The organism is Klebsiella sp. R390, assembly GCF_051131745.1.
In the GTDB taxonomy this organism is placed as follows: Bacteria; Pseudomonadota; Gammaproteobacteria; order Enterobacterales; family Enterobacteriaceae; genus Klebsiella.
This window is the reverse complement of the sequence record NZ_CP180445.1, coordinates 1,767,161-1,788,258: the sequence shown is the minus strand read 5'-3', so window position 1 is coordinate 1,788,258 and position 21,098 is coordinate 1,767,161. Positions and strand designations below refer to the sequence as shown.

Genomic DNA, 21,098 nt, shown 5'->3' with positions numbered 1-21,098 from the left:
TGGAGGTTACCATTTTCCCTGCAGCTGCCAGGGAATACGTCCCTGCTCATCTTTGCGCTGATTTTGGCTCATCAGCAGGGCGAGCAGTGCTGGGGTTGACTGGCGGGTCTGAAGCTGGCCGTGAAAGGCGTAGCGTCCGTCGGGGCTCAGGGTACCTTGCCCGCTGAGACTGAGCTGATGCGAATCCTGGCTGAGGGTCAGCGCCAGCGCGCCGGCGGGCGTGCAGCGAAATGTGCCGCTCACCTTGACCAGCTCCAGTGAACCCGCCGGGGAGCGTAATTGCGCTTGCTGCCACTGCGCACGGCCTCCGGAGACCTGCTGACAGCCTGCGCGGTTAAAGCGGCCTTCCGATAGGTTCAGGGTGAGCAAGCCGCTGGCCTCCACCGGCAGCGTCGGCGTCAGCCAGCCGCTGGCGAGTCTGGCCGGCATCGTAAGGGAACCGTTTTGCACGCTGAGCGCCGACAAGGCGTACAGCGAGAGCTGACCGCGTAAACCGTCGGGATCGTGAAACGTGATCCGCCAGCCTGGCAGGCCGGAAGAGAAGGTCAGCGCCCAACGGAGATGATTGAAGCGCATGCCGCGCCAGCTCAACTGCCGGGCTTCACCTTGCCACAAGGTTCCGGAAAGCCCGCTGACGTTGACGTCCGCTGGCAACACGAGAGTCAACAAACGGGCTGGCGCGCTCACCAGCAGCCAGAGCAGATAGATCCCCGCAAACAGCACGCCGGGCATGATTTTATTGCTCATGCTGACGCTCCAGTATCAGGGTATTGACCGTCACCCAGCCGGGCCGGGTAGGGTCGGCGCTGACCGCCAGCGTCGGGGCGAGTATTCCCTGCCTGGCGAGGAGGTCCAGCCAGGTCATTAGCGCCTGAAAGGTACAGGGCTGGAGCGTCACGTTGACCCTTGCGCCCTGTGGCTGTAGCCGGACGATGGTCAGCGCCTGGCGGGTGGCCTCCCGCATGACGACGGCGGAAAGCGCTTCCCGGGTTGCTGTGGCCGGAACGGCGGGTTGTTGGCGGGCGAGCTGCTGGAGTCGCGGTGTTTGCTGCTGCATCCAGCGCAGGCTGGCCTGCTCTTTGGCGAGCGTTTGTTGCCATTGCGCTTCCCGGTTGAGCCAGGGCTGCCAGATGGCAGACCAGATCATTCCCACAAGCAACAGCAAGCCCATGCCGACCAGCAACCTCTGTTCCCGGCGGGTACGCTGTTGCCATAACACTCGAACATCAGCCATCGTGGCCCTCCAGCGTCAGGCGCCCGTCAATGCCATCTGGGCGGGGTTTCATTTCTCCCGTGCGTACGCGAAATCCCGCCTGTGCACGGGTGGTGAACTGCTCCAGCGCCCGCGTAGAGACCGCGGAGATATCGAGCTGCAGTATGTTGCGGGCGGCGTCCCAGCTCAGCGTTCGCAGCTGGATCCCCGGCGTGTCAGAAACAACATTTTGCAGGGTGCGGATATGGTCAATCAGTGGTGATGTCGTGGTGGTGCTTTCCAGCTGGCGCAGGTGCTGCTGCATCTGCAGCCGCGGGTTGATGACGTTTTTATCGTGATTGAACCAGTGGCGATAGAATGCCAGGCTGGCCTCCCGGGCGGCACCCGCCTGACGGCTCAGGGACAGATGATCGATCACCGCGTTGGTACTCCACAGCAGCGCCAGCGCCACGGCGGCGAACAGGGACGGACGCCAGCGTTGAGCGGCAGGCTGCCAGCGACGCTGTGGGGCAAAACTGCCCTGACGCACGCATATGCTGAGGGCCGTCGGGTTCGCCGCTGCCAGCGCAAGCACATCCTGCGGCGCGAGCACCTGCCAGGGGGCGGCGGTCGTGGGGGGCGGAGAGTAGCAGTCGATTGGCGGCAGGGTTTCCCAGCAGGCAAGCAGTGCCGCAAGCCAGCTATCTTCCGCCGCCATGCCGCGGCTGGCATTCTGGCGAATCAGCCATTGGCCGTCGGTCCGGACCGCGCTCCAGCGATCGGGGTGGCAAGGCAGGGTTAATACATCCGGCGTTAGTGCCAGCAGCGTTAGCCCCAGATTGTCGCAGCGGGCCAGCCAGTCGGCCATTTTCTGCCGCGCAATCGCCACCACCGAACAGTGCTCTCGCTGGCGATGGATCAGGGCGAAGTGGGTCTCTTCAACGTCGGTGGCCAGCTGCTCTTCCAGCAAAAACGGCAACACCTGCAGCGGCGGTTTGCGTAGCCCAGCCGGAAGCGTGACGTCATGAAAGGCGCAGTCGCTGGCCGGTATCAGTACCCAGGCGGGGACGCGTTCCGCCAGACCTGGGAGCGTGGCGTCATCGCCGGAGGCGGACCATTCGCCAGCGCGCTCCTGCCGCGGGTCGTCCGGGCAGATCAGTCGCCAGGCGATGGGCGCTTCGGGCGCGGCAAGGCGTACAATGAGCATCGCGCGGTGCGCTGTTTTATCGTGATTCATCGGCCATCCTATAGCGTCCATATTGCCGCTGGATAATGCGGAACGTGCGGCCTTCTTTTTGCAGGACGCTACGTTGTTGATACTGGGTGCTACCCATCGCCACGGTAAAGGCGGCGACAAAGCGCTCGCTGCGAACCGCCAGCCAGGGGCGGGCGGCGGCGGTATCGCTTTGTTGTAAGGCCGGCAGAGCCAGGAAGGCGGCGACGCTGTTCCAGCCGCTCTGTGGGCGATCCCGCAGCAGTTGCTGCGCCTGCTGAAGATTCACACCGCTGGGAAACAGCGCCATCAGCAGCCGCGCCTGCCCGAGCCTGAGGGTATTGACGTTGATCTGCAGCGTGTCGTCCGGCAGGGCGCACACGTAGGGCAGCAGGCGTTGATACAGCGCCGCGTCCATTCCGTTAAGCAGCCGCAGTTCACTGACGTCCTGCATCTTCTGGTTGGCGGCAAGATATCCCGGTGTTCCCGCCATATAGACCTCATCTTCGCCGCCGTTAAGCCGTGGCTCACGATCGCTGTCAATCCAGTCACCAAGCGCGGCGGTGAGCTGGCGCGCGCGCAGCGGCTCTTCCCCGAGGTTCTCCAGCAGGCGGATAAAGGTCGCTGCCGGCCAGGGGGTCTCTTCGTTCTCCTCAGCGCTCTTCTGGTTGATTGCGTTCAGGTTGAAGCAGGCCTGACCATCGCGGATCGTGGCGCCGATCTCGCCGCCATCGACCGTGAAACGCCGCCCTTCCTGGGCCCAGTTTTGCCCGAGATGCGTTTGATTAGGGGAGTCCAGTGCATCGCGTTGCAGCAGGGCGGCAGCCATGGTTTCTGCACCAAGCGCGTACCATTTCGCCTGCAGGTTATCGAGGGTGGTGGCGGTCTGCTGATAGAGCCGCGCCGTTCGCTCGGTGATGGCGCTCGCCAGCACCATCATCAGGGCCAGAATCAGCAGTACCATCAGGAGCGCGACTCCGCGCTGACGGTGATTCATTGGCTGGATCCTGGGGTTATTAGAAACAGACGAGTGATGTCGCCATAGCCGTCCAGCGTCAGGGTCACTTCGAGTCCCTGGGGCAGGCTTTGGGTGTTGTCCCAGCGTTCTTGCCAGCGGCCGCTGGCGTAAAAGCGCAGGCGGAAGGCCTGGACGCCCTCTTGCACCACCTCTACCGTCGGCTGCGCACCGGTAAGCGGATCCTGTTGGTCATAACTCAGGCGTTCAAGGCGCTGTTGACGCAGGCGATAGCTGACGTTCTGGATCTCCGATCGCGGTAGCATTCCCAGCGGGTTCGGCCAGCCGTTGCGGCTGAAGCTTAGCGCCCAGTCCTCACTGTTAAGCTGGTAACGTCCGGCAAAAAAGAGGCTGCTGCTCTCGCGGCTTCGACGCGCAATGATCTGGTTGATGTCGGAGGACATCTGGCTGAAGGTGTGCTGTAGCGCCTGCATCTGCTGTGTCCTGTCGCGAGTCAGGGTATCCGCGCGGATAACGTTTTGCAGCACCGCCATTGCCGCCACGCTCAGCGCCGCCAGAATCGCCAGCGCCAGCAGCATTTCCACGAGGGTGAAGCCGTGCATCTTGTGTCTGATCATGGCTGAGTCACGTAGGTGCGCAGGGAGGCTACCGGCGTCTTGTCACGCTTATCGTGACGGACTTCCACATCCAGCGCCCGCAGCTGTGGGAGCTCCGTTTCCACCCCTTTCCAGCGGATATGCCAGCGGCTTCCCGCCGCCTGGACCGTGGTTTCTGAGTCACTCAGCGCCGGCCAGTGGTTTTCCAGTTTCAGCTGTACCAACTGGTTATCCGCGAGCCAGCTGGCGAGGGTTTTCTCCTCCATTCGTCCCAGATGGCGGGTCTGCTGGAGCGTTGCCTGCATCACGGACAGCCCGGCCAGAGCGAAGACCACCAGCGCTACCATGACTTCGAGGAGCGTCATCCCGGATTGTGATTTCATGGTGTGTCGTCCTGTTGTGCCGGTTGGATGGCGCCGCGGGCATCGACGGCGATCCCCTTCGTCCCGTCGAGCTGGAGCTGGAACGGCGTCACTTCACCGCCGGGAAACAGCAGGACATCGGGCTGTTCCCCCGGGGTCCATTGGGCATCATGCGGGAAGATCAGGGTGAGTTTTCCCGACGGGACCTGACCGGCGGTCGCGACGCGGTCGGATGGCAGCGGCTGCCAGTGATAACCGGACCAGTTGTCGTCCGAGATGTTATCCGGCTGACGGTCATCCTGCGGTTGCAGCAACATAAATTGCCAGCGGTCGGGGTGAACCGAGATGCCAAAGAACTGCCCGGTCTGTAGCCCGCGCTCGCGGATAACTTGCAGCTGAGTCTGGAAGCGCTCAAGGGTCTGCGTGGCGTCATCGTCGCGTGCCGTCGGAAAGGCCAGCAGCACCATGCTCGCGCTGATGCCCATCAATAGCAAAATGAGCATCATTTCCAGTAACGTGAAGCCGCGCTGTCGCACTATTTTTTCCCGATAGTCCAGTTGCCGATATCGTCATTGGTATCCGGCACGCCATCAGGACCGACGCTAAACACATCGATCTGACCGTGCTGGCCCGGACTGAGCAACTGATAGTCGTTGCCCCACGGGTCCTGAGGCAGACGGCGGATGTATCCCCCCTCCGGATAGTTGCGCGCCTGCGGCTCGGCGGTGGGGCGGCTGACCAGCGCCTGCAGCCCTTGTTCACTGTTGGGGTAGCGGCTGTTATCCAGCTTGTACATATCCAGCGCGCCCTCCAGCGCCACCAGGTCGCTGACCACCTTCTGGCGATCCGCTTTTTCTTTGTTGCCCATTAAGTTGGGCACCACCAGGCTGGCAAGAATGCCGAGGATGACAATCACCACCATGATTTCGAGTAACGTGAAGCCGCGCTGCCGTTGCATATTTTTCTCCATTAAGACAATTACATACTCATAAGGGTGTTGAGCTGAAGGATCGGTTGCAGGATTGCCAGAACGATGAACAACACCATTCCGGCCATTACCACCACCAGCAAAGGTTCAAACAGGCTGAGCGCCATCTGTATCTGTGCGCTCAGCTCACGGTCCTGATTGTCGGCGGCACGCGCCAGCATGCCGTCGAGTTCTCCGCTCTGTTCGCCGCTGGCGACCATGTAACGCATCATGGGCGGGAAGAGGGCGGTCATTTCGAGTGCGCGGTGCAGGCTGATGCCTTCACGGACTGATTCCGTGGCGGCCTCCAGCTGGCGGCGCGCCCAGGCGTTGCTCAGCACTTCCGCACTGATGCGCATTGCCAGCAACAACGGAACGGCGCTGGCATTCAGAATGCTTAAGGTCCGGGCGTAGCGGGCGCTGTTGATGCTGCGCGCCACCCGGCCAATCAGCGGCAGGCGCAGCAGCTGTTTGTGCCACAGCAGGCGACGCGCTGGCTGGCGCAAGAGGTAGTGCAGCAGCACACCGCCGGCGAGAAGGATCAGCAGCAGCCAGGGGCCAGCGGTGCGGACGATATCGCTGAGAGCCATGAGTAGTCGGGTGGAAAACGGCAGCGCCTGCTTCAGATGGATAAACTGGTCGACGACTTTGGGCACGACCGTGGAGAGTAAAATGGCGATGACGCTGACGGCGACCAGGGTCAGAACAATGGGGTAGATCATCGCCTGCAGCAGGCGGGCGCGTAGCTGCTGGCGCTGTTCGGTATAGTCCGCCAGACGGTTAAGCACGCCGTCGAGATGGCCGGAGGTTTCGCCTGCGGCCACCATGGCGCAGTACAGCCGATCAAAACATCCCGGATAGCCGCGCATGGCATCGGCCAGCGAATGGCCTTCCAGGACCTTGCTGCGTACGCCTGCTATCAGGGTTTTGAGGTGCGCTTTTTCACACTGCTGGGCCACGGCATCCAGCGCTTTCTCTAACGGGATAGCTGCTGCCACCAGAGTGGCCAGCTGACGAGTCAGCAAGGCCAGATCGCTGGCGCTGGTGCGGCGGGTGAATAGCGGGCGGGCGGCGCCTGGCGAGGCGCGGTCGACGGCGTGGATCTCCAGGGGCAACCAGCCTTTATCGCGCAGGAGCTGACGGGCGTGACGGGCAGAATCGGCCTGCTGCACGCCGCGCTGGGTTTTGCCCCGCGCATCGAGCGCCTGATAGCGGAAAATAGCCATCTTAGTCTGCTTCCGTTGTTCGTTGTTCGGTCACCCTGAGCACCTCTTCCCAACTGGTGATACCGGCCAGCGCCTTCGCGCGCCCGGCATCCCGTAGCGTGGTGTAGTCTTCACCCAGTTGCTGAATCAGCGTGACTTCGTTTTCTCCCCGATGGATTGCCCTGCGTACGCGGTCATCAACCCGCAGCAGTTCATGGATCCCCGTACGACCGCGATAGCCGGTGAAACTGCATTCCGCGCAGCCCACCGCCCGCCACAACGGGGTTCCCGAGGGGATCGCCATCTGGCTGGCGGTATGAGCATCGGCCGGCTGCGGCTGGCGACAGTGCGGGCAGAGTCGGCGCACCAGCCGTTGCGACATCACCGCCAACAGTGAGGTGGAGAGTAAAAACGGCTCAACCCCCATATCCTGCAGACGTGAAATGGCTCCCAGCGCGCTGTTGGTATGGAGGGTGGAAAGGACCAGATGCCCGGTCAGCGAGGCCTGGACGGCAATTTGTGCCGTCTCGCCATCGCGGATTTCACCGACCAGCACCACGTCAGGATCCTGACGTAGGATCGCCCGCAGACCGCGGGCGAAGGTCATCTCCACTTTGGCATTCACCTGAGTCTGGCCAATGCCTTCCAGTTCATATTCGACCGGGTCTTCAATGGTCATAATATTGCGCTCACGGGCGTCAAGCCGGCTGAGGGCGGCGTACAGGGTGGTGCTCTTGCCTGAGCCGGTCGGGCCGGTGACCAGAATAATGCCGTGCGGACGGGCCATCAGATCGTCGACCTGCTGTAGCAGCGCCGGCGGCATCCCGAGGGTCAGCAGATCGAGGTTGACGCTGTTTTTGTCCAGCAGACGCAATACCACGCGCTCGCCGTAGCTGGAGGGCAGCGTTGAGACGCGAACATCGATCGCCCGTCCGCCGATGCGCAGCGCCATCCGTCCATCCTGGGGGATGCGTTTTTCCGCGATATCGAGGCTGGCCATGACTTTTATACGTGAGATCAGCAGCGCGGCGAGGCGACGCTGTGGGCGCAGGATCTCACGCAGCACGCCATCTACGCGAAAGCGAATTTGCAGGTGGCGTTCGTAGGTTTCGATATGAATATCTGAGGCTTTTTCTTTGATGGCCTCGGTCAGCATAGCGTTAATCAGGCGGATGATTGGCGCGTCGTCGTCGCTGTCCAGCAGGTCATCGGTGTCCGGTAGTTCTTCTGCCAGGGTGTAGAGATCCAGCTCATTGCCGATATCGGCCATCATACGTCGGGCTTCCGCCGAGTCACGCTGGTAGCTGAGCACCAGCAGTTTTTCAAACGCTTCGCTGGTGAGGTGCTCGACGGCAATCGGGCCGTCGGCCACCCGCCGGGCCTCCTGCAATGCCTGCGCGGACGTGCTGCTCAGGCAGTGGACCAGGCACGAGATGCCATCGTTAAGCAGCACGATATTGTGGGTGCGGGCATAGGCAAAAGGCAGCAACGGGCGAGGTTCGGTCACCGGCATCATGGGGTGCCTCCAAGGTTGAAGGCATCGATGGCGGCGCTGATCTGGCGAAATGCCACTGTGTCCTGCCGGGGATAAATCTGTAGCTTCTCTTCGTTCAGCAGCGCCTCGTTGTTCTCTTTGCCACGTTGTTTAGTCTGGGCTTCGTTAAAGGCCTCGTACTGGCCGGACGAGGCCCGACGGTAGCTATCCCGATCGCGAATGATCGTCGGGCGGATAAACAACATCAGATTACGTTTGGAGACTTTTTTGTTGCTGGAGCGGAACAGGGCACCAATCACCGGAATATCGCCGAGCAGAGGCACCTTATCGGCCGTGTCGGTGACGCTTTTATCCAGCAGTCCGCCGACGACGACGGTTTCGCCGCTGCCCACCAGCACCGCATTGTTGACCGTGCGGGTATTGAAGGTCGCCCCCAAATCCGAGCTGGTGCTGGAGGCGGAGTCGGCGACGCTGGAAACTTCTTGTTCGATTTCCAGCAGCACCGAGTCACCTTCGTTGATCTGCGGTTTGACCTTCAGCTTGATGCCGACGGTTTTACGTTCCACGGTGTTGAAGATGTTATCCCCGGAGGTGGTTTGCGAACCACTGAGTACCGGCACTTCCTGGCCGACGTTAAAGGTTGCTTCCATGTTGTCGAGGGTGACGATGCTGGGGGTGGCGAGGATATCGTTTTTGGTGCTGCTGGAGAGCGCGGTCAGCAGCATGGCCCAGTTTCCCTGATAGAATCCGGCAGCGATGCCGTTAAACGAGCTTAAGGCACTGGACAGCGAGCTGGTGAGGGTGCCGTCCTGGTTGTATTGGTTGGCCCCGGCGACCACCGTCGAGATGGGCAGGCCGCTGTTAGTGAACTGGGTCATGCCGGCATTTTTATTGGCCCACTGGACACCCAGATTGAGGCCGTCGGCGTCCTGAACTTCGGCAATAATTGCCTCAACCAGCACCTGCGGGCGGCGAATATCCAACTGGGCGATGACCCGTTCAAGGTCATTCATGACGTCAGGTGCGGCGGTGACAATCAGGGCGTTGGTCTGGCTATGGGCCTTGATAATGATATTTTTATCGAGCGCAGCCACCGGTTTGGCGCTCTGTTTTTCGCTTTGCATCGTGCTGCTGATCCCGGTTAACACCTCCACCAGATCGGCCGCTTTGGCGTACTTCAGATAGATAACTTTGGTGTTTCCCTGCACCGCCTGCTGGCGGTCGAGCTGCTTAATCATGGTGATAATGCGCTGACGAGAGTTCGGCTCGCCGCTGACCAGCACGGCGTTGGTCCGTTCGTCGGCCACCACGTTTGCCACCATCGAGCCGGGAAGGGCAGATTTGCTGGTGTCTTTGTTCAGCTCGTTGACCAGTTTGACCACGTCGGCCGCCGAGGCCCATGACAGCGGAACCGTTACCACACTGCGATCGCCTGCATTATCAACGCGTTCTACGATGGTTAACAGGCGCTTGATCACCGCGGCCCGTCCGGTCATCAGCAGGACGTTAGACGGTTCGTAGTGGACCACGCTACCGGCACCAGCGTTATCGTTGAGCTGGCGCAATAGTGGCGCCAGATCGCGGGCGGCGACGTTGGTCAACGGCACGACCCGGGTCACGACCTCATCCCCTTCACCTGGAGCGGCATCGCTGGCTACCGGAACTGCCGCGGTTTTGGCATCTTTTGAGCGGACCACTTTCAGCACGCCGTTATTCATATTGATGACGGCGAAACCATAGACATCCAGTACGCTAAGGAAAAACTGATAATATTGCTCTTCATTGAGCATATCGTAGCTGCGGACGGTAATTGTCCCGCGTACGCTGGGGTCAATGATCACCGTTTTATTCAGATTTTTACTCACCGTATTAATAAATTCCTGAATATCCGTTCCTTTAAAACTGGCGGAGAATTCTTCAGCCCCGGCAGGTCTGAATAACAGCGAACTGAATATCATCAGGGTGATGAGCATCAGGCGGAAAATCGTTGCATTTGCCAATTATTCATCCCTCAAAGCTAAATAGATATCGTGTCGCTGGCCTTCGCGTTCGACGGTAAGCGTTATTTCGTTAAGCTCCGGAAGCTGTTTTAATGCCTGCTGAGCCTGTTGTTTATCACGGAGATCGAGACCGTTTAAGGCCACCGCCAGATCGTTTTCATGCAAACCTGACTCACGGAAAAGCGTGGGGTCTTTACCGGGGTTGAGCCGATATCCGCTGAGTTGTTCATTGACCATGACTGCGGAAATGTTGAGGTAATTAAGTATATTCTGTGGCTGCTGGCGAATCTGGCTAAGACGTGGTGTCTGCGGAGGTACGGAGGACGTCGCCGCTTTTTCCGGCGCGTCGTCATTCAGCAAAATAGCTTCATTGCGCCCGCGGTAGTTCACAATAATGCGGTCGGCCAGAATCGCGATAATACGGGCTTCATTACCCGGTGTGCTGTCGCCGGTCATCAGGCTAACCTGTTGATTCCCTTTTGCGATGATCGCAATCGATCGCGATGCATCGCTGCTGGTGAGCAGGCCGGTTATCCGCAGCTTAAGCGCAGAGAGCGGGGCCTGTTCAAGGCTGCCACCATGGGCAGATGACGGCGCTTTTTGCTCTGCGCGGCCAAACAGCGTCAGGCGCGGTAATTCCGTAGTGGTTGCCGGGAGAATAGCGGAAGGTACGGGGGTATCGTTAATCTCAATATCTGGAGCGGTCGCCGGGACGATCGCCCACCAGCTTAATTTAGCCAGTTGTTGGGCGGTCAATAATAAAATGATGAGCATGACTATTGACGAGGCTTGAGGAATATTTTTTTTATTTATTATTGTTAACCGCATCACAGAAATATATCTTTTTATTTTGTCGCTCATTTTATTTCCCTCGAGGCAGTACGGTCTCCCTACCTGTATTGGTGGGTGATTTTTTTATATTGCGAGCTGGTATTTCGAGAAACCGAACGGGTCGTCGCGAATCATAATGAGTTTCACGATCCGGGTCGTCATTCCCTTTTTGTTTTTACTCCCCCGGCCGCCTACGCCCCCCCATTAATTGGTAATGGATGATTGAACCGGAGAAAACAAAAATATCTAATTGCGACGCTTCACAGATAAACATCTTTTCTTACCTTTCATAAATTATTAAGCATATTAGGGACTATCGAATGCTCAGATATACCTGTAATGCCCTATTCCTTGGCTCGTTGATTTTACTTAGCGGCTGCGATAATAGTTCTTCATCTTCTTCCTCTGGCTCACCTGATAACCCTGGCAATCCTGATAATCAGGATGTCGTTGTCCGTTTACCCGATGTGGCGGTGCCTGGCGAAGCCGCCACGGCGACGGCGAACCAGGCCGTCATCCACCTGGTCGATATCGCGGGTATCACCGGAACGGGCACGGTGGATTACAGCAGTAAGAACCTTTATCTCTGGAATAATGAAACCTGCGATGCACTAAGCTCACCCGTCGCTGACTGGAATGATGTCAGCACCACGCCGGCCGGTAGCGATAAATACGGCCCGTACTGGGTTATTCCGCTGAATAAAGAGAGTGGTTGCATCAACGTCATCGTCCGGGATGGCACTAACAAACTGATCGACAGCGATCTGAAGGTCTCGTTTGGTGACTTTACCGATCGTACCGTATCGGTCATTGCCGGCAGCGGCACGCTCTATGACTCCCGTGCCGAGGCGTTCCGCGCGGCCTTCGGGGTGGCGCTTGCTGAGGCCCATTGGGTCGATAAAACGACGTTGCTGTGGCCGGCGGGTGAAGATAAGCCCATCGTGCGTTTGTACTACAGCCACAGCAGTAAGGTGGCGGCCAATAGCGAAGGGAAATTTACCGACAGCTACCTGAAGCTGACGCCAACCACCATCAGCCAGCAGGTCAGTATGCGCTTCCCGCAGCTTTCCAGCTATGCGGCGTTTAAACTGCCGGATGACGCCAAAACCGACGAGCTGCTACAAGGCGAAACCGTGGCGATTGCTGCGGAGGAAGACGGGGTACTGATCTCCGCCACTCAGGTACAAACGGCTGGCGTGCTGGATGATACCTATGCGTCGGCGGCTGAAGCGCTGAGTTACGGTGCGCAGATTGAGAATGGCGGAGTCAATTTCCGCCTGTGGGCGCCAACCGCCCAGCAGGTCGATCTGGTTATCTACAGTGCCGATAAAAAAGTACTGGCCAGCCATCCGATGAGCCGCGACAGCGCCTCCGGTTCCTGGGCGTGGCAGGGCGGCAGCGACCTGAAAGGGGCGTTCTACCGCTATGCGCTAACGGTCTACCATCCGCAGTCGCGGCAGGTTGAGCAGTATGAAGTCACCGACCCGTACTCCCATAGCCTGTCGACTAACTCAGAATACAGCCAGGTCGTTGACCTTAACGACAGCGATCTCAAGCCGGAAGGCTGGGATAGTCTGACCATGCCTCATGCCCAGAAAACCAAGGCCGATCTCGCCAAAATGACGATTCATGAATCGCATATTCGCGATCTGTCTGCCTGGGATCAGACCGTGCCGGCCGAGCTGCGTGGTAAGTATCTCGCGCTCACCGCGCAGGACAGCAATATGGTGCAGCATCTGAAAAAGCTCTCCAGCGCAGGTGTCACCCACGTGGAACTGCTGCCGGTCTTCGATCTGGCGACGGTTAACGAGTTCAGCGATAAAGTCGCCGATATTCAGCAACCGTTCAGCCATCTGTGCGAGATTAACAGCGCGGTGAAGAGCAGCGAATTTGCCGGTTATTGCTCAAGCGGCTCTACCGTTGAAGAGGTGCTCAACCAACTGAAGCAGAACGATAGCCAGGACAATCCGCAGGTGCAGGCCCTGAACACGCTGGTGGCGCAGACGGACTCCTATAACTGGGGTTACGATCCGTTCCACTATACGGTGCCGGAAGGTTCGTATGCGACCAACCCGGAAGGGACGACGCGCATTAAAGAGTTCCGCACCATGATTCAGGCGATCAAGCAGGATCTGGGGATGAACGTCATCATGGACGTCGTGTATAACCATACCAATGCCGCGGGACCAACTGACCGCACATCGGTACTGGATAAAATCGTCCCCTGGTACTATCAGCGTCTGAACGAGACCACCGGTAGCGTTGAGTCGGCGACCTGCTGCTCGGATTCTGCGCCGGAGCACCGCATGTTTGCCAAGCTGATCGCTGACTCTCTGGCGGTATGGACCACCGACTATAAGATCGATGCCTTCCGTTTCGATTTAATGGGTTACCACCCGAAAGCGCAGATTCTGTCGGCGTGGGATCGGGTGAAAGCGTTAAATCCGGACATCTACTTCTTCGGTGAAGGTTGGGATTCAAGCCAGGGCGACCGCTTTGATATTGCCTCGCAAATCAACCTGAAAGGCACCGGCATCGGCACCTTCTCCGATCGTCTGCGTGACGCAGTGCGCGGCGGTGGTCCGTTTGACTCAGGTGATGCGCTGCGCCAGAACCAGGGCGTCGGCAGCGGCGCCGGGATTCTGCCTAACGAGCTGACCCAGCAGAGTGAAGACGATGCGCGCCACCTGGCCGATCTGACCCGTCTCGGCATGGCCGGCAACCTCGCCGACTTTATTCTGATTGATAAAGACGGTGCGGTGAAAAAAGGCAGCGAGATTGACTACAACGGCGCGCCTGGCGGCTATGCGGCTGACCCAACGGAAGTCGTTAACTATGTCTCCAAGCACGATAACCAAACCCTGTGGGATATGATCACCTACAAAGCCGCGCAGCAGGCTGACCTGAATACCCGGGTGCGGATGCAGGCGGTATCGCTGGCGACGGTGATGTTGGGTCAGGGGATTGCTTTCGATCAGCAGGGTTCGGAACTGCTGCGCTCGAAATCCTTCACCCGCGATTCCTATGATTCCGGCGATTGGTTTAACCGCGTGGATTATGCGATGCAGGACAATAACTTTAATGTCGGGATGCCGCGCCGTAGCGACGATGGCGATAACTACGATCTGATCTCCCGCGTGAAAGAGATGGTCACTACGCCGGGCGAGGCGGAACTGCAGCAGATGACCGCTTTCTATCAGGAACTGACTCAACTGCGTAAATCCTCCCCGCTGTTTACCTTAGGTGACGGAAGCGCGGTCATGAAGCGCGTTGACTTCCGCAACACCGGGCCTGAACAGCTGGCGGGTCTGCTGATCATGACAATCGACGATGGCGTGCAGGCGGGAACGAGCCTTGATAGTCGGGTTGATGGCCTGGTGGTGGCGATTAACGCCGCACCTGAAAGCCGGACTGTCGATGATTTTACGGGGGAGAATCTGCAGCTGAGCCCGATCCAACAGACGGCCGGTGACGCGTCGCTGGCAAACGGCGTGGAGATTGCGGCCAATGGCGCGATTACGTTGCCAGCCTGGTCTGTGGTGGTTCTGGAAAAACCGCAGGGCGATGCCCAGGGGACCGGCCTGCCGGTGAGCAGTAAGTAACACAGTAACCCAGGGCGGGTTGCAACGCTTTGCAAACTGCGCCAGATAGCCCGGCGAACGTTGCCGGGCTATCGTTATCAGCGATAAGGAGTGCCTGTGATCGTACCTGATGAGAAAACCTGCCGCTTGCCTGCGTTACTGGCACCCGTGGAGGAAGAGCCGCCGCTGGTGATCGGGCGTATGGTGCAGGTGCCGTACCTGACCGTGCCGTTTTATGCGGCGCTGCTGATTGCCCTCGGCTGGTTTGCGGGCGAACAGTGGCGCAATACTTCCGTGGCGCCAGCATTGATGGTGCCGGTGGCGCATGCAGCGTTGGTACCGATGACACATCCTGCGCCAAAAGCGCGCCAGCCGGAACCGGCGTCGTCACCTGAGAAAATGAAACCGCAGGCGGAGCGTATCGTCGATGATGATAATTTGCCGGCATTACGCTACAGCGCACATGTCTACGCCTCATCAGCGGAGAAGCGCAGTATCGTGTTAAATGGTCAATCCTGGAAAGAGGGAGAGTCGCCGCTGCCAAATCTGGTGATTGAGCAGATTCAGCAGGATGTCACGCTGTTTAGTTTTAACGGCAAAACGTTCACGCTGGCGGCGCTGGACGACTGGCCGGGAGGCATTATTGAAGATAGCCCGCAAGGGGAATAAATCGGCGTGAAATAAAAAACAATTTACTTATTTCGGCTTTTTATTGCTGACGTAGGCTGGCAATAAATGGCGCGAGCTGACGATTAAACTGGCTGCATTTTGTGGTTTCCGGCGTACTGTCCTGCTGGAGTTGTTGGTACATTTGCGTGCTGCGCTGACTCAGCGTGGCGTAATCAATATTATCCCATCCCCTTTTTTTACCGACATTCCACGCTGCACGATCGATAGTTTCATCTGTCGGGAGATCGCTCCGGCTGCATTTGTTTTTCAGATAGCGCGCACCAGCTGCCACCGAGGAGAGCTGCTCCAGCTGGGCTTCATTGCTGACGGTGGGACTGAGCGTAGACGAACGGTTTTGCTGGCAACCTGCCAGGGCGCTAATCATCAGAAGCGGAAATATAACGGAAGTTCGCATAATATATTAAACAGGTCGGGTTAACTGGCTGACAGTTTAACAAATATTTCCAGGCTGTCATCATGAAATATTATTATATATATTTGTTAAGGCGCTCTCATTTTTATCCCCGGATGGCTTAAAGTTTCGCTTTACTTCTTGTCGAATATTACCGGCTACAATCTGAATATAATATTTAGCGACAACGCCATTTTTAGCGATCGGCAGCTCCCGGACGGTATGCCGCGATGATGTACTGTCTGTAATATTTTTATGTTATTAAAAAACATAATATTTTCGATTTTGTCATGCCATGGGGGCGTAAAATGCTGGTTAAGCCGGCCCCGGTTTAGTGCTATCCTGTGTGGCCTGGACTATTCGTGCTATGGCCCTAAATTTTCGTCAGGCGTTGTGCGTAACATGATGATTTATTTCATGAATAATGAAGTTAAGGCTTAAGCTGACATCATGACCACGCCGCGAGACGCGTCAGTGATACTGAGCGGGTCGCCTGCAGGGGTAAGATCCCCAGGCGTGAATTTGAGAGATATCTTCTTCCTCTCTCAAGAGGAAGCATTGAGAATCAGGCTTTTACGCCTGAAAGTTGCGGAGAGTAAGCATGGCGGGAGATGACCGCGAGCCTATCGGACGTAAGGGAAAAGCCTCGCGTCCGGCAAAACAAAAAGTGACTCGTCGTCGGGTCCGGGATGAGGACTATGACGACGATTACGATGATGATTATGAGGACGAAGAGCCAATGCCAAAGAAAGCAAAGGGCAAAGGTAACAAGCCTCGCCGTAAACATACCTGGCTATGGCTGTTGTTCAAGCTGGGTATCGTCATGGCGGTGCTGGTTGCGGCTTATGGCGTCTATCTTGATCAGAAAATCCGTAGCCGCATCGACGGTAAAGTCTGGGAACTTCCGGCAGCGGTATATGGCCGGATGGTTAACCTTGAACCGGATATGCAGGTCAGCAAAAACGAGATGGTGCGTCTGCTGAATGCAACGCAGTATCGTCAGGTCAGTGCCATGACCCGCCCGGGTGAATATACCGTGCAGGCCAACAGCATTGAGATGATCCGCCGTCCGTTTGATTTCCCTGACAGCAAAGAAGGGCAGGTACGCGCGCGTCTGACCTTTGATGGCGATCGGCTGGAAAAAATCGAGAATATGGAGAACAACCGCCAGTTCGGCTTCTTCCGTCTCGATCCGCGTCTGATCACCATGCTGCAGTCGGCTAACGGGGAGCAGCGCCTGTTCGTGAAGCGCAGCGGCTTCCCGGACCTGCTGGTGGATACGCTGCTGGCGACCGAAGACCGTCATTTCTACGAGCATGACGGGATTAGCCTCTACTCGATTGGTCGTGCGGTGCTGGCGAACCTGACCGCAGGACGGACGGTGCAAGGGGCAAGTACCCTGACCCAGCAGCTGGTCAAAAACTTGTTCCTCTCCAGCGAACGTTCTTACTGGCGTAAGGCGAACGAAGCCTATATGGCGCTGATCGTCGATGCCCGTTATAGCAAAGACCGCATCCTTGAACTGTATATGAACGAGGTCTACCTCGGTCAGAGCGGCGACAATGAAATCCGCGGTTTCCCGCTGGCGAGCCTTTACTACTTTGGTCGTCCGGTCGAAGAGCTGAGCCTCGATCAGCAGGCGCTGCTGGTAGGGATGGTGAAAGGGGCGTCGATTTACAACCCGTGGCGTAACCCGAAGCTGGCGCTGGAACGACGCAATCTGGTTCTGCGTTTACTGCAGCAGCAGAATGTTATCGACCAGGAACTGTACGACATGCTGAGCGCTCGTCCGTTGGGCGTGCAGCCGCGTGGTGGGGTGATCTCTCCGCAGCCGGCCTTTATGCAGATGGTGCGTCAGGAGCTGCAGGCTAAACTGGGCGATAAAGTGAAAGATCTCTCCGGCGTGAAGATCTTTACCACCTTTGACTCGGTGGCGCAGGATGCGGCAGAAAAAGCGGCGATCGACGGTATTCCGGCCTTGAAAAAGCAGCGTAAGCTGCCGGATCTGGAAACCGCGATGGTGGTGGTTGACCGCTATACCGGTGAAGTCCGGGCGATGGTTGGTGGTGCGGAGCCGCAGTTTGCCGGCTATAACCGTGCGATGCAGGCGCGTCGTTCGATCGGTTCTCTGGCGAAACCGGCGACCTATCTGACGGCATTAAGCCAGCCGAATCAGTATCGTCTGAACACCTCGATTGCCGATGCGCCGATTACCATTCGTCTGCCAAACGGCCAGACCTGGTCTCCGCAGAACGATGACCGTCGCTTTAGCGGTCAGGTGATGCTGGTTGACGCGCTGACGCGTTCGATGAACGTCCCGACCGTGAATCTGGGGATGGCGCTGGGCTTACCGGCCATCACTGATACCTGGGTCAAACTGGGGGTACCGAAAGAGCAGCTTAATCCGGTACCGGCGATGATTCTGGGGGCGCTGAACCTGACGCCGATCGAAGTCGCCCAGGCGTTCCAGACGATCGCCAGCGGCGGTAACCGCGCGACGCTGTCGGCGCTGCGTTCGGTCATCGCTGAAGATGGCACCGTGCTGTACCAGAGCTATCCGCAGGCAGAACGTGCGGTACCGGCTCAGGCGGCGTACATGACGCTGTGGACCATGCAGCAGGTTGTCCAGCGCGGGACCGGTCGTCAACTTGGCGCGAAGTATCCTGGTCTGCACCTGGCAGGGAAAACCGGGACCACCAACAATAACGTCGATACCTGGTTCGCCGGCATCGACGGAAGTCAGGTGACGATTACCTGGGTGGGACGCGATAACAACCAACCGACCAAGCTGTATGGCGCCAGTGGTGCAATGTCGATTTACCAGCGCTATCTGGCGAATCAGACGCCGACGCCGTTGGCGCTGACGGCGCCGGAAGATGTGGTTGATATGGGTGTCGACAGCAGCGGTAACTTCCTGTGCAGCGGTGGGGTCCGTTCGCTTCCGGTCTGGACCACTACGCCGGATGCGCTGTGCCGCCAGGGCGAGCAGATGCAACAGCAGCAGCTGGAGCAACAGCAGCAGAACAATCCGTTTAATCAGTCCGGACAGCAGCAACAGCAGCAGCCGGCAACACAACAGCAGCAACAGCAGCCGCCGAAGCAGGAAAAGAGCGATGGTGTAGCGGGCTGGATTAAGGACATGTTCGACAGCAACTGATTTCCCGCCTGACCAGGCCCTCTGATGCAAAAGTATCAGAGGGCTTTTTTATTTCCGCACATTAGTTAACAGTCACTTAACCCCACAATAACTGCCTGGTTATTATTTCATCCTTCGGTATTCAGAGCGGCCATATTGCTTGCCTTGCATTCGGCGTTTCGCCTATTATTGCATTGGTCATAATAATAATTCTCGTTTACGTTATCATTCACTTTCATCAGAGATATACCAATGGCGCGTCCAAAAACTGCTCAGCCAAATCACTCGCTGCGTAAAATCGCAGTCGTAGTAGCCACGGCGGTTAGCGGCATGTCTGTCTACGCACAGGCGGCGGTTGAACCGAATAAAGAAGAAACTATCACTGTTATCGCGGCACCTGCCGACCAGGAAAGTGCCTGGGGTCCGGCACCGACGATCGCGGCTAAACGTTCAGCTACTGCCACCAAAACCGATACCCCAATCGAAAAAACACCGCAGTCTGTCTCCGTGGTGACCCGTGCTGAGATGGATATGAAGCAGCCAACGACGGTAAAAGAAGCGCTGGCCTATACGCCGAGCGTGTTCTCCACCCGCGGCAGCTCCACCACCTATGATGTGGTAACCATTCGCGGCTTCACCTCCTCATCCACGGTTAACACCAACCAGTATCTGGATGGCATGAAGCTGCAGGGCAATAACTACTCCGAAGCGTCGATGGACCCTTACTTCCTCGAGCGTGTGGAAGTGATGCGTGGGCCAACCTCTGTGCTGTATGGCAACAGTAACCCAGGCGGCATCGTCAGCATGGTGAGCAAGCGCCCGACCACCGAACCGCTGAAAGAAGTGCAGTTCAAAATGGGGACGGACAACCTGTGGCAGACCGGCTTTGACTTCAGCGATGCCATCGATGATGCTGGCGTGTGGTCCTACCGCCTGACCGGTTTAGGCCGCAGCCAGGATGCGCAGCAGCAGATGGCAAAATCGACCCGCTACGCGGTCGCGCCGTCCTTTAGCTGGCGTCCGGATGATAAAACCGATTTCACCTTCCTGAGCAACTTCCAGAACGACCCGGATGCGGGTTACTACGGCTGGTTGCCTCGTGAAGGGACCGTGGTGCCGTATTACGACGCCAACGGCAACGCGCATAAGCTGCCGACGGATTACAACGAAGGTGAGCCGGATAACAAGATGTCCCGCCGTCAGCAGATGGTTGGCTACAGCTTCTCGCATCAGTTTGATGATACCTTCACCGTACGTCAGAACCTGCGTTATACCGACGTGAAGACCCTGTACCGTTCCGTATACGGCAATGGCTATTCGGCGCCGGGGCAGATCAACCGTGCCTACGTGCGTTCTGATGAGCATCTCAATACCTTTACCGTCGACACTCAGCTGCAGTCTGACTTCGCGACCGGTGCGGTCAGCCATCAGTTACTGACCGGTGTTGACTACTCGCGCATGCGTAACGATGTGAATGCGGACTACGGTTCAGCCGATTCGATCAGTATGAGCAACCCACAGTATGGTGATGCTAACGTCAACGTGAACTTCCCGTATGCGGTGTTGAACCGCATGGAGCAGACCGGCCTGTACGCTCAGGACCAGATGCAGTGGGACAAATGGGTGATGACCCTCGGCGGTCGTTACGATTACGCGATGGCTTCAACCCTGACGCGCTCTACTGGCGATGAGGCCAAAAACCACGATCAGCAGTTTACCTGGCGTGGAGGTATTAACTATCTGTTCGACAACGGAATCTCTCCGTACTTCAGCTATAGCCAGTCCTTCGAGCCGGTGTCAGGGTCTTCCCTTGATGGTAAGCCGTTCGATGCGTCCCGCGGCGAGCAGTATGAAGCGGGTGTGAAATACGTACCGAAAGATATGCCTGTGGTGGTTACCGCAGCGGTTTATCAGCTGACCAAAGATAAAAACCTGACGGCGGATCCGAATAATTCCGCGTTCAGTATTCAAACCGGTGAAATTCGTTCACGCGGCTTTGAGCTGGAAGCGAAAGCGGCGGTCAACGCCAATATCAACCTGACCGCGGCCTATAGCTATACCGATGCTGAGTACCAGCATGACACCGTATTTAACGGCAAACGTCCGGCGGAAGTCCCGCGCAACATGGCATCGTTGTGGGCGGATTACACCTTCCACGAAACCGCGTTAAGCGGTCTGACGATTGGTGCCGGGGCGCGTTATGTTGGCTCCACGGTCAGCTACTACAAAAATGACACGGACTCCGGGAAGAAAAACGACTCCTTCAACGTGGCCGCTTACGGCCTGATGGATGCGACGGTGAAATATGATTTAGCGCGCTTTGGCATGCCAGGCTCGTCGGTTGGGATCAACGTCAACAACCTGTTCGATCGTGAATACGTCTCCAGCTGCTACAGCGAGTATGCATGCTACTGGGGCGCAGGTCGTCAGGTCATTGCGACCGGAACCTTCCGTTTCTAATCA

Annotated in this window: 17 protein-coding genes; 4 read left to right on the top strand and 13 right to left on the bottom strand. The window is 57.7% G+C overall.

The features are described 5' to 3' along the window. Positions 1 to 6 precede the first annotated feature (6 nt). Genes ACMYSP_RS08350 through gspC form a run of 12 tightly spaced genes read right to left on the bottom strand, consistent with a single transcriptional unit; the run spans position 7 to position 10,867 of the window. The gene (locus ACMYSP_RS08350) at positions 7 to 747 is read right to left on the bottom strand and encodes a type II secretion system protein N (protein ID WP_434586324.1); all 741 of its coding nucleotides are present in this window, start codon (positions 745 to 747) and stop codon (positions 7 to 9) included. Further along, positions 737 to 1,234 (bottom strand): type II secretion system protein M, encoded by a 498-nt coding sequence (locus tag ACMYSP_RS08345; RefSeq protein WP_434586323.1) that lies wholly within the window; start codon positions 1,232 to 1,234, stop codon positions 737 to 739. Before ACMYSP_RS08345 ends, ACMYSP_RS08350 begins: the two co-directional genes overlap by 11 nt. Next, on the bottom strand, positions 1,227 to 2,429 hold the full coding sequence (gene gspL, locus ACMYSP_RS08340; RefSeq protein WP_434586322.1) for a type II secretion system protein GspL: 1,203 nt from the start codon (positions 2,427 to 2,429) through the stop codon (positions 1,227 to 1,229). Before gspL ends, ACMYSP_RS08345 begins: the two co-directional genes overlap by 8 nt. After that, positions 2,416 to 3,402, bottom strand: a complete 987-nt coding sequence (gene gspK / locus ACMYSP_RS08335) for a type II secretion system minor pseudopilin GspK (RefSeq protein WP_434586321.1) — start codon at positions 3,400 to 3,402, stop codon at positions 2,416 to 2,418. The genes gspL and gspK overlap by 14 nt, the downstream gene beginning before the upstream one ends. After that, complete coding sequence (gspJ, locus tag ACMYSP_RS08330; protein ID WP_434586320.1) at positions 3,399 to 3,998, bottom strand: type II secretion system minor pseudopilin GspJ; 600 nt, start codon at positions 3,996 to 3,998, stop codon at positions 3,399 to 3,401. The genes gspK and gspJ overlap by 4 nt, the downstream gene beginning before the upstream one ends. After that, positions 3,995 to 4,360, bottom strand: a complete 366-nt coding sequence (gene gspI, locus ACMYSP_RS08325) for a type II secretion system minor pseudopilin GspI (protein WP_434586319.1) — start codon at positions 4,358 to 4,360, stop codon at positions 3,995 to 3,997. Before gspI ends, gspJ begins: the two co-directional genes overlap by 4 nt. Next, complete coding sequence (gene gspH, locus ACMYSP_RS08320) at positions 4,357 to 4,875, bottom strand: type II secretion system minor pseudopilin GspH (RefSeq protein ID WP_434586318.1); 519 nt, start codon at positions 4,873 to 4,875, stop codon at positions 4,357 to 4,359. The genes gspI and gspH overlap by 4 nt, the downstream gene beginning before the upstream one ends. Beyond that, the gene (gene gspG / locus ACMYSP_RS08315; RefSeq protein ID WP_123757434.1) at positions 4,875 to 5,297 is read right to left on the bottom strand and encodes a type II secretion system major pseudopilin GspG; all 423 of its coding nucleotides are present in this window, start codon (positions 5,295 to 5,297) and stop codon (positions 4,875 to 4,877) included. The genes gspH and gspG overlap by 1 nt, the downstream gene beginning before the upstream one ends. Positions 5,298 to 5,317: 20 nt before the next feature. After that, positions 5,318 to 6,532 carry a type II secretion system inner membrane protein GspF gene (gene gspF / locus ACMYSP_RS08310; RefSeq protein ID WP_434586317.1) on the bottom strand — a complete coding sequence of 405 codons (1,215 nt, stop codon included), beginning with the start codon at positions 6,530 to 6,532 and terminating at the stop codon, positions 5,318 to 5,320. 1 nt (position 6,533) lies between these two features. Further along, the gene (gspE, locus tag ACMYSP_RS08305) at positions 6,534 to 8,027 is read right to left on the bottom strand and encodes a type II secretion system ATPase GspE (RefSeq protein WP_434586316.1); all 1,494 of its coding nucleotides are present in this window, start codon (positions 8,025 to 8,027) and stop codon (positions 6,534 to 6,536) included. Beyond that, on the bottom strand, positions 8,024 to 9,979 hold the full coding sequence (gene pulD / locus ACMYSP_RS08300) for a GspD family T2SS secretin variant PulD (RefSeq protein ID WP_434587048.1): 1,956 nt from the start codon (positions 9,977 to 9,979) through the stop codon (positions 8,024 to 8,026). Before pulD ends, gspE begins: the two co-directional genes overlap by 4 nt. Before the next feature lie 27 nt (positions 9,980 to 10,006). Then, positions 10,007 to 10,867, bottom strand: coding sequence for a type II secretion system protein GspC (gspC, locus tag ACMYSP_RS08295; protein WP_434586315.1), 861 nt, complete (start codon positions 10,865 to 10,867; stop codon positions 10,007 to 10,009). A 290-nt stretch (positions 10,868 to 11,157) separates the two neighbouring features. On the opposite strand from gspC, the gene pulA reads away from it, so the two are divergent. Together pulA and gspB are read left to right on the top strand one after the other, a co-directional pair. Beyond that, entirely contained in the window at positions 11,158 to 14,439 is a 3,282-nt protein-coding gene (gene pulA, locus ACMYSP_RS08290; protein WP_434586314.1) for a pullulanase-type alpha-1,6-glucosidase, read from the top strand. Between the two features lie 96 nt (positions 14,440 to 14,535). Further along, entirely contained in the window at positions 14,536 to 15,087 is a 552-nt protein-coding gene (gene gspB, locus ACMYSP_RS08285; protein WP_434586313.1) for a type II secretion system assembly factor GspB, read from the top strand. Positions 15,088 to 15,127: 40 nt separating this feature from the next. Here gspB and gspS read toward each other — a convergent pair whose 3' ends face one another. Then, positions 15,128 to 15,502: a type II secretion system pilot lipoprotein GspS gene (gene gspS, locus ACMYSP_RS08280; RefSeq protein WP_434586312.1), complete on the bottom strand. Its 375-nt coding sequence runs from the start codon at positions 15,500 to 15,502 to the stop codon at positions 15,128 to 15,130. 598 nt (positions 15,503 to 16,100) lie between these two features. Here gspS and mrcB point away from each other — a divergent pair. Together mrcB and fhuA are read left to right on the top strand one after the other, a co-directional pair. Continuing rightward, positions 16,101 to 18,656: a bifunctional glycosyl transferase/transpeptidase gene (mrcB, locus tag ACMYSP_RS08275; RefSeq protein WP_434586311.1), complete on the top strand. Its 2,556-nt coding sequence runs from the start codon at positions 16,101 to 16,103 to the stop codon at positions 18,654 to 18,656. A gap of 231 nt (positions 18,657 to 18,887) precedes the next feature. Beyond that, complete coding sequence (gene fhuA / locus ACMYSP_RS08270; RefSeq protein WP_434586310.1) at positions 18,888 to 21,095, top strand: ferrichrome porin FhuA; 2,208 nt, start codon at positions 18,888 to 18,890, stop codon at positions 21,093 to 21,095. Positions 21,096 to 21,098 lie beyond the last annotated feature (3 nt).

Coding starts and splice junctions, on each gene's coding strand:
- gspE (WP_434586316.1), bottom strand. CDS start 8,027: ATGATGCCGGTGACCGAACCTCGCCCGTTGCTGCCTTTTGCCTATGCC.
- gspJ (WP_434586320.1), bottom strand. CDS start 3,998: ATGATCAGACACAAGATGCACGGCTTCACCCTCGTGGAAATGCTGCTG.
- ACMYSP_RS08345 (WP_434586323.1), bottom strand. CDS start 1,234: ATGGCTGATGTTCGAGTGTTATGGCAACAGCGTACCCGCCGGGAACAG.
- pulA (WP_434586314.1), top strand. CDS start 11,158: ATGCTCAGATATACCTGTAATGCCCTATTCCTTGGCTCGTTGATTTTA.
- mrcB (WP_434586311.1), top strand. CDS start 16,101: ATGGCGGGAGATGACCGCGAGCCTATCGGACGTAAGGGAAAAGCCTCG.
- gspI (WP_434586319.1), bottom strand. CDS start 4,360: ATGAAATCACAATCCGGGATGACGCTCCTCGAAGTCATGGTAGCGCTG.
- gspF (WP_434586317.1), bottom strand. CDS start 6,532: ATGGCTATTTTCCGCTATCAGGCGCTCGATGCGCGGGGCAAAACCCAG.
- gspS (WP_434586312.1), bottom strand. CDS start 15,502: ATGCGAACTTCCGTTATATTTCCGCTTCTGATGATTAGCGCCCTGGCA.
- gspG (WP_123757434.1), bottom strand. CDS start 5,297: ATGCAACGGCAGCGCGGCTTCACGTTACTCGAAATCATGGTGGTGATT.
- gspK (WP_434586321.1), bottom strand. CDS start 3,402: ATGAATCACCGTCAGCGCGGAGTCGCGCTCCTGATGGTACTGCTGATT.
- fhuA (WP_434586310.1), top strand. CDS start 18,888: ATGGCGCGTCCAAAAACTGCTCAGCCAAATCACTCGCTGCGTAAAATC.
- gspC (WP_434586315.1), bottom strand. CDS start 10,867: ATGAGCGACAAAATAAAAAGATATATTTCTGTGATGCGGTTAACAATA.
- pulD (WP_434587048.1), bottom strand. CDS start 9,979: ATGCTCATCACCCTGATGATATTCAGTTCGCTGTTATTCAGACCTGCC.
- ACMYSP_RS08350 (WP_434586324.1), bottom strand. CDS start 747: ATGAGCAATAAAATCATGCCCGGCGTGCTGTTTGCGGGGATCTATCTG.
- gspL (WP_434586322.1), bottom strand. CDS start 2,429: ATGAATCACGATAAAACAGCGCACCGCGCGATGCTCATTGTACGCCTT.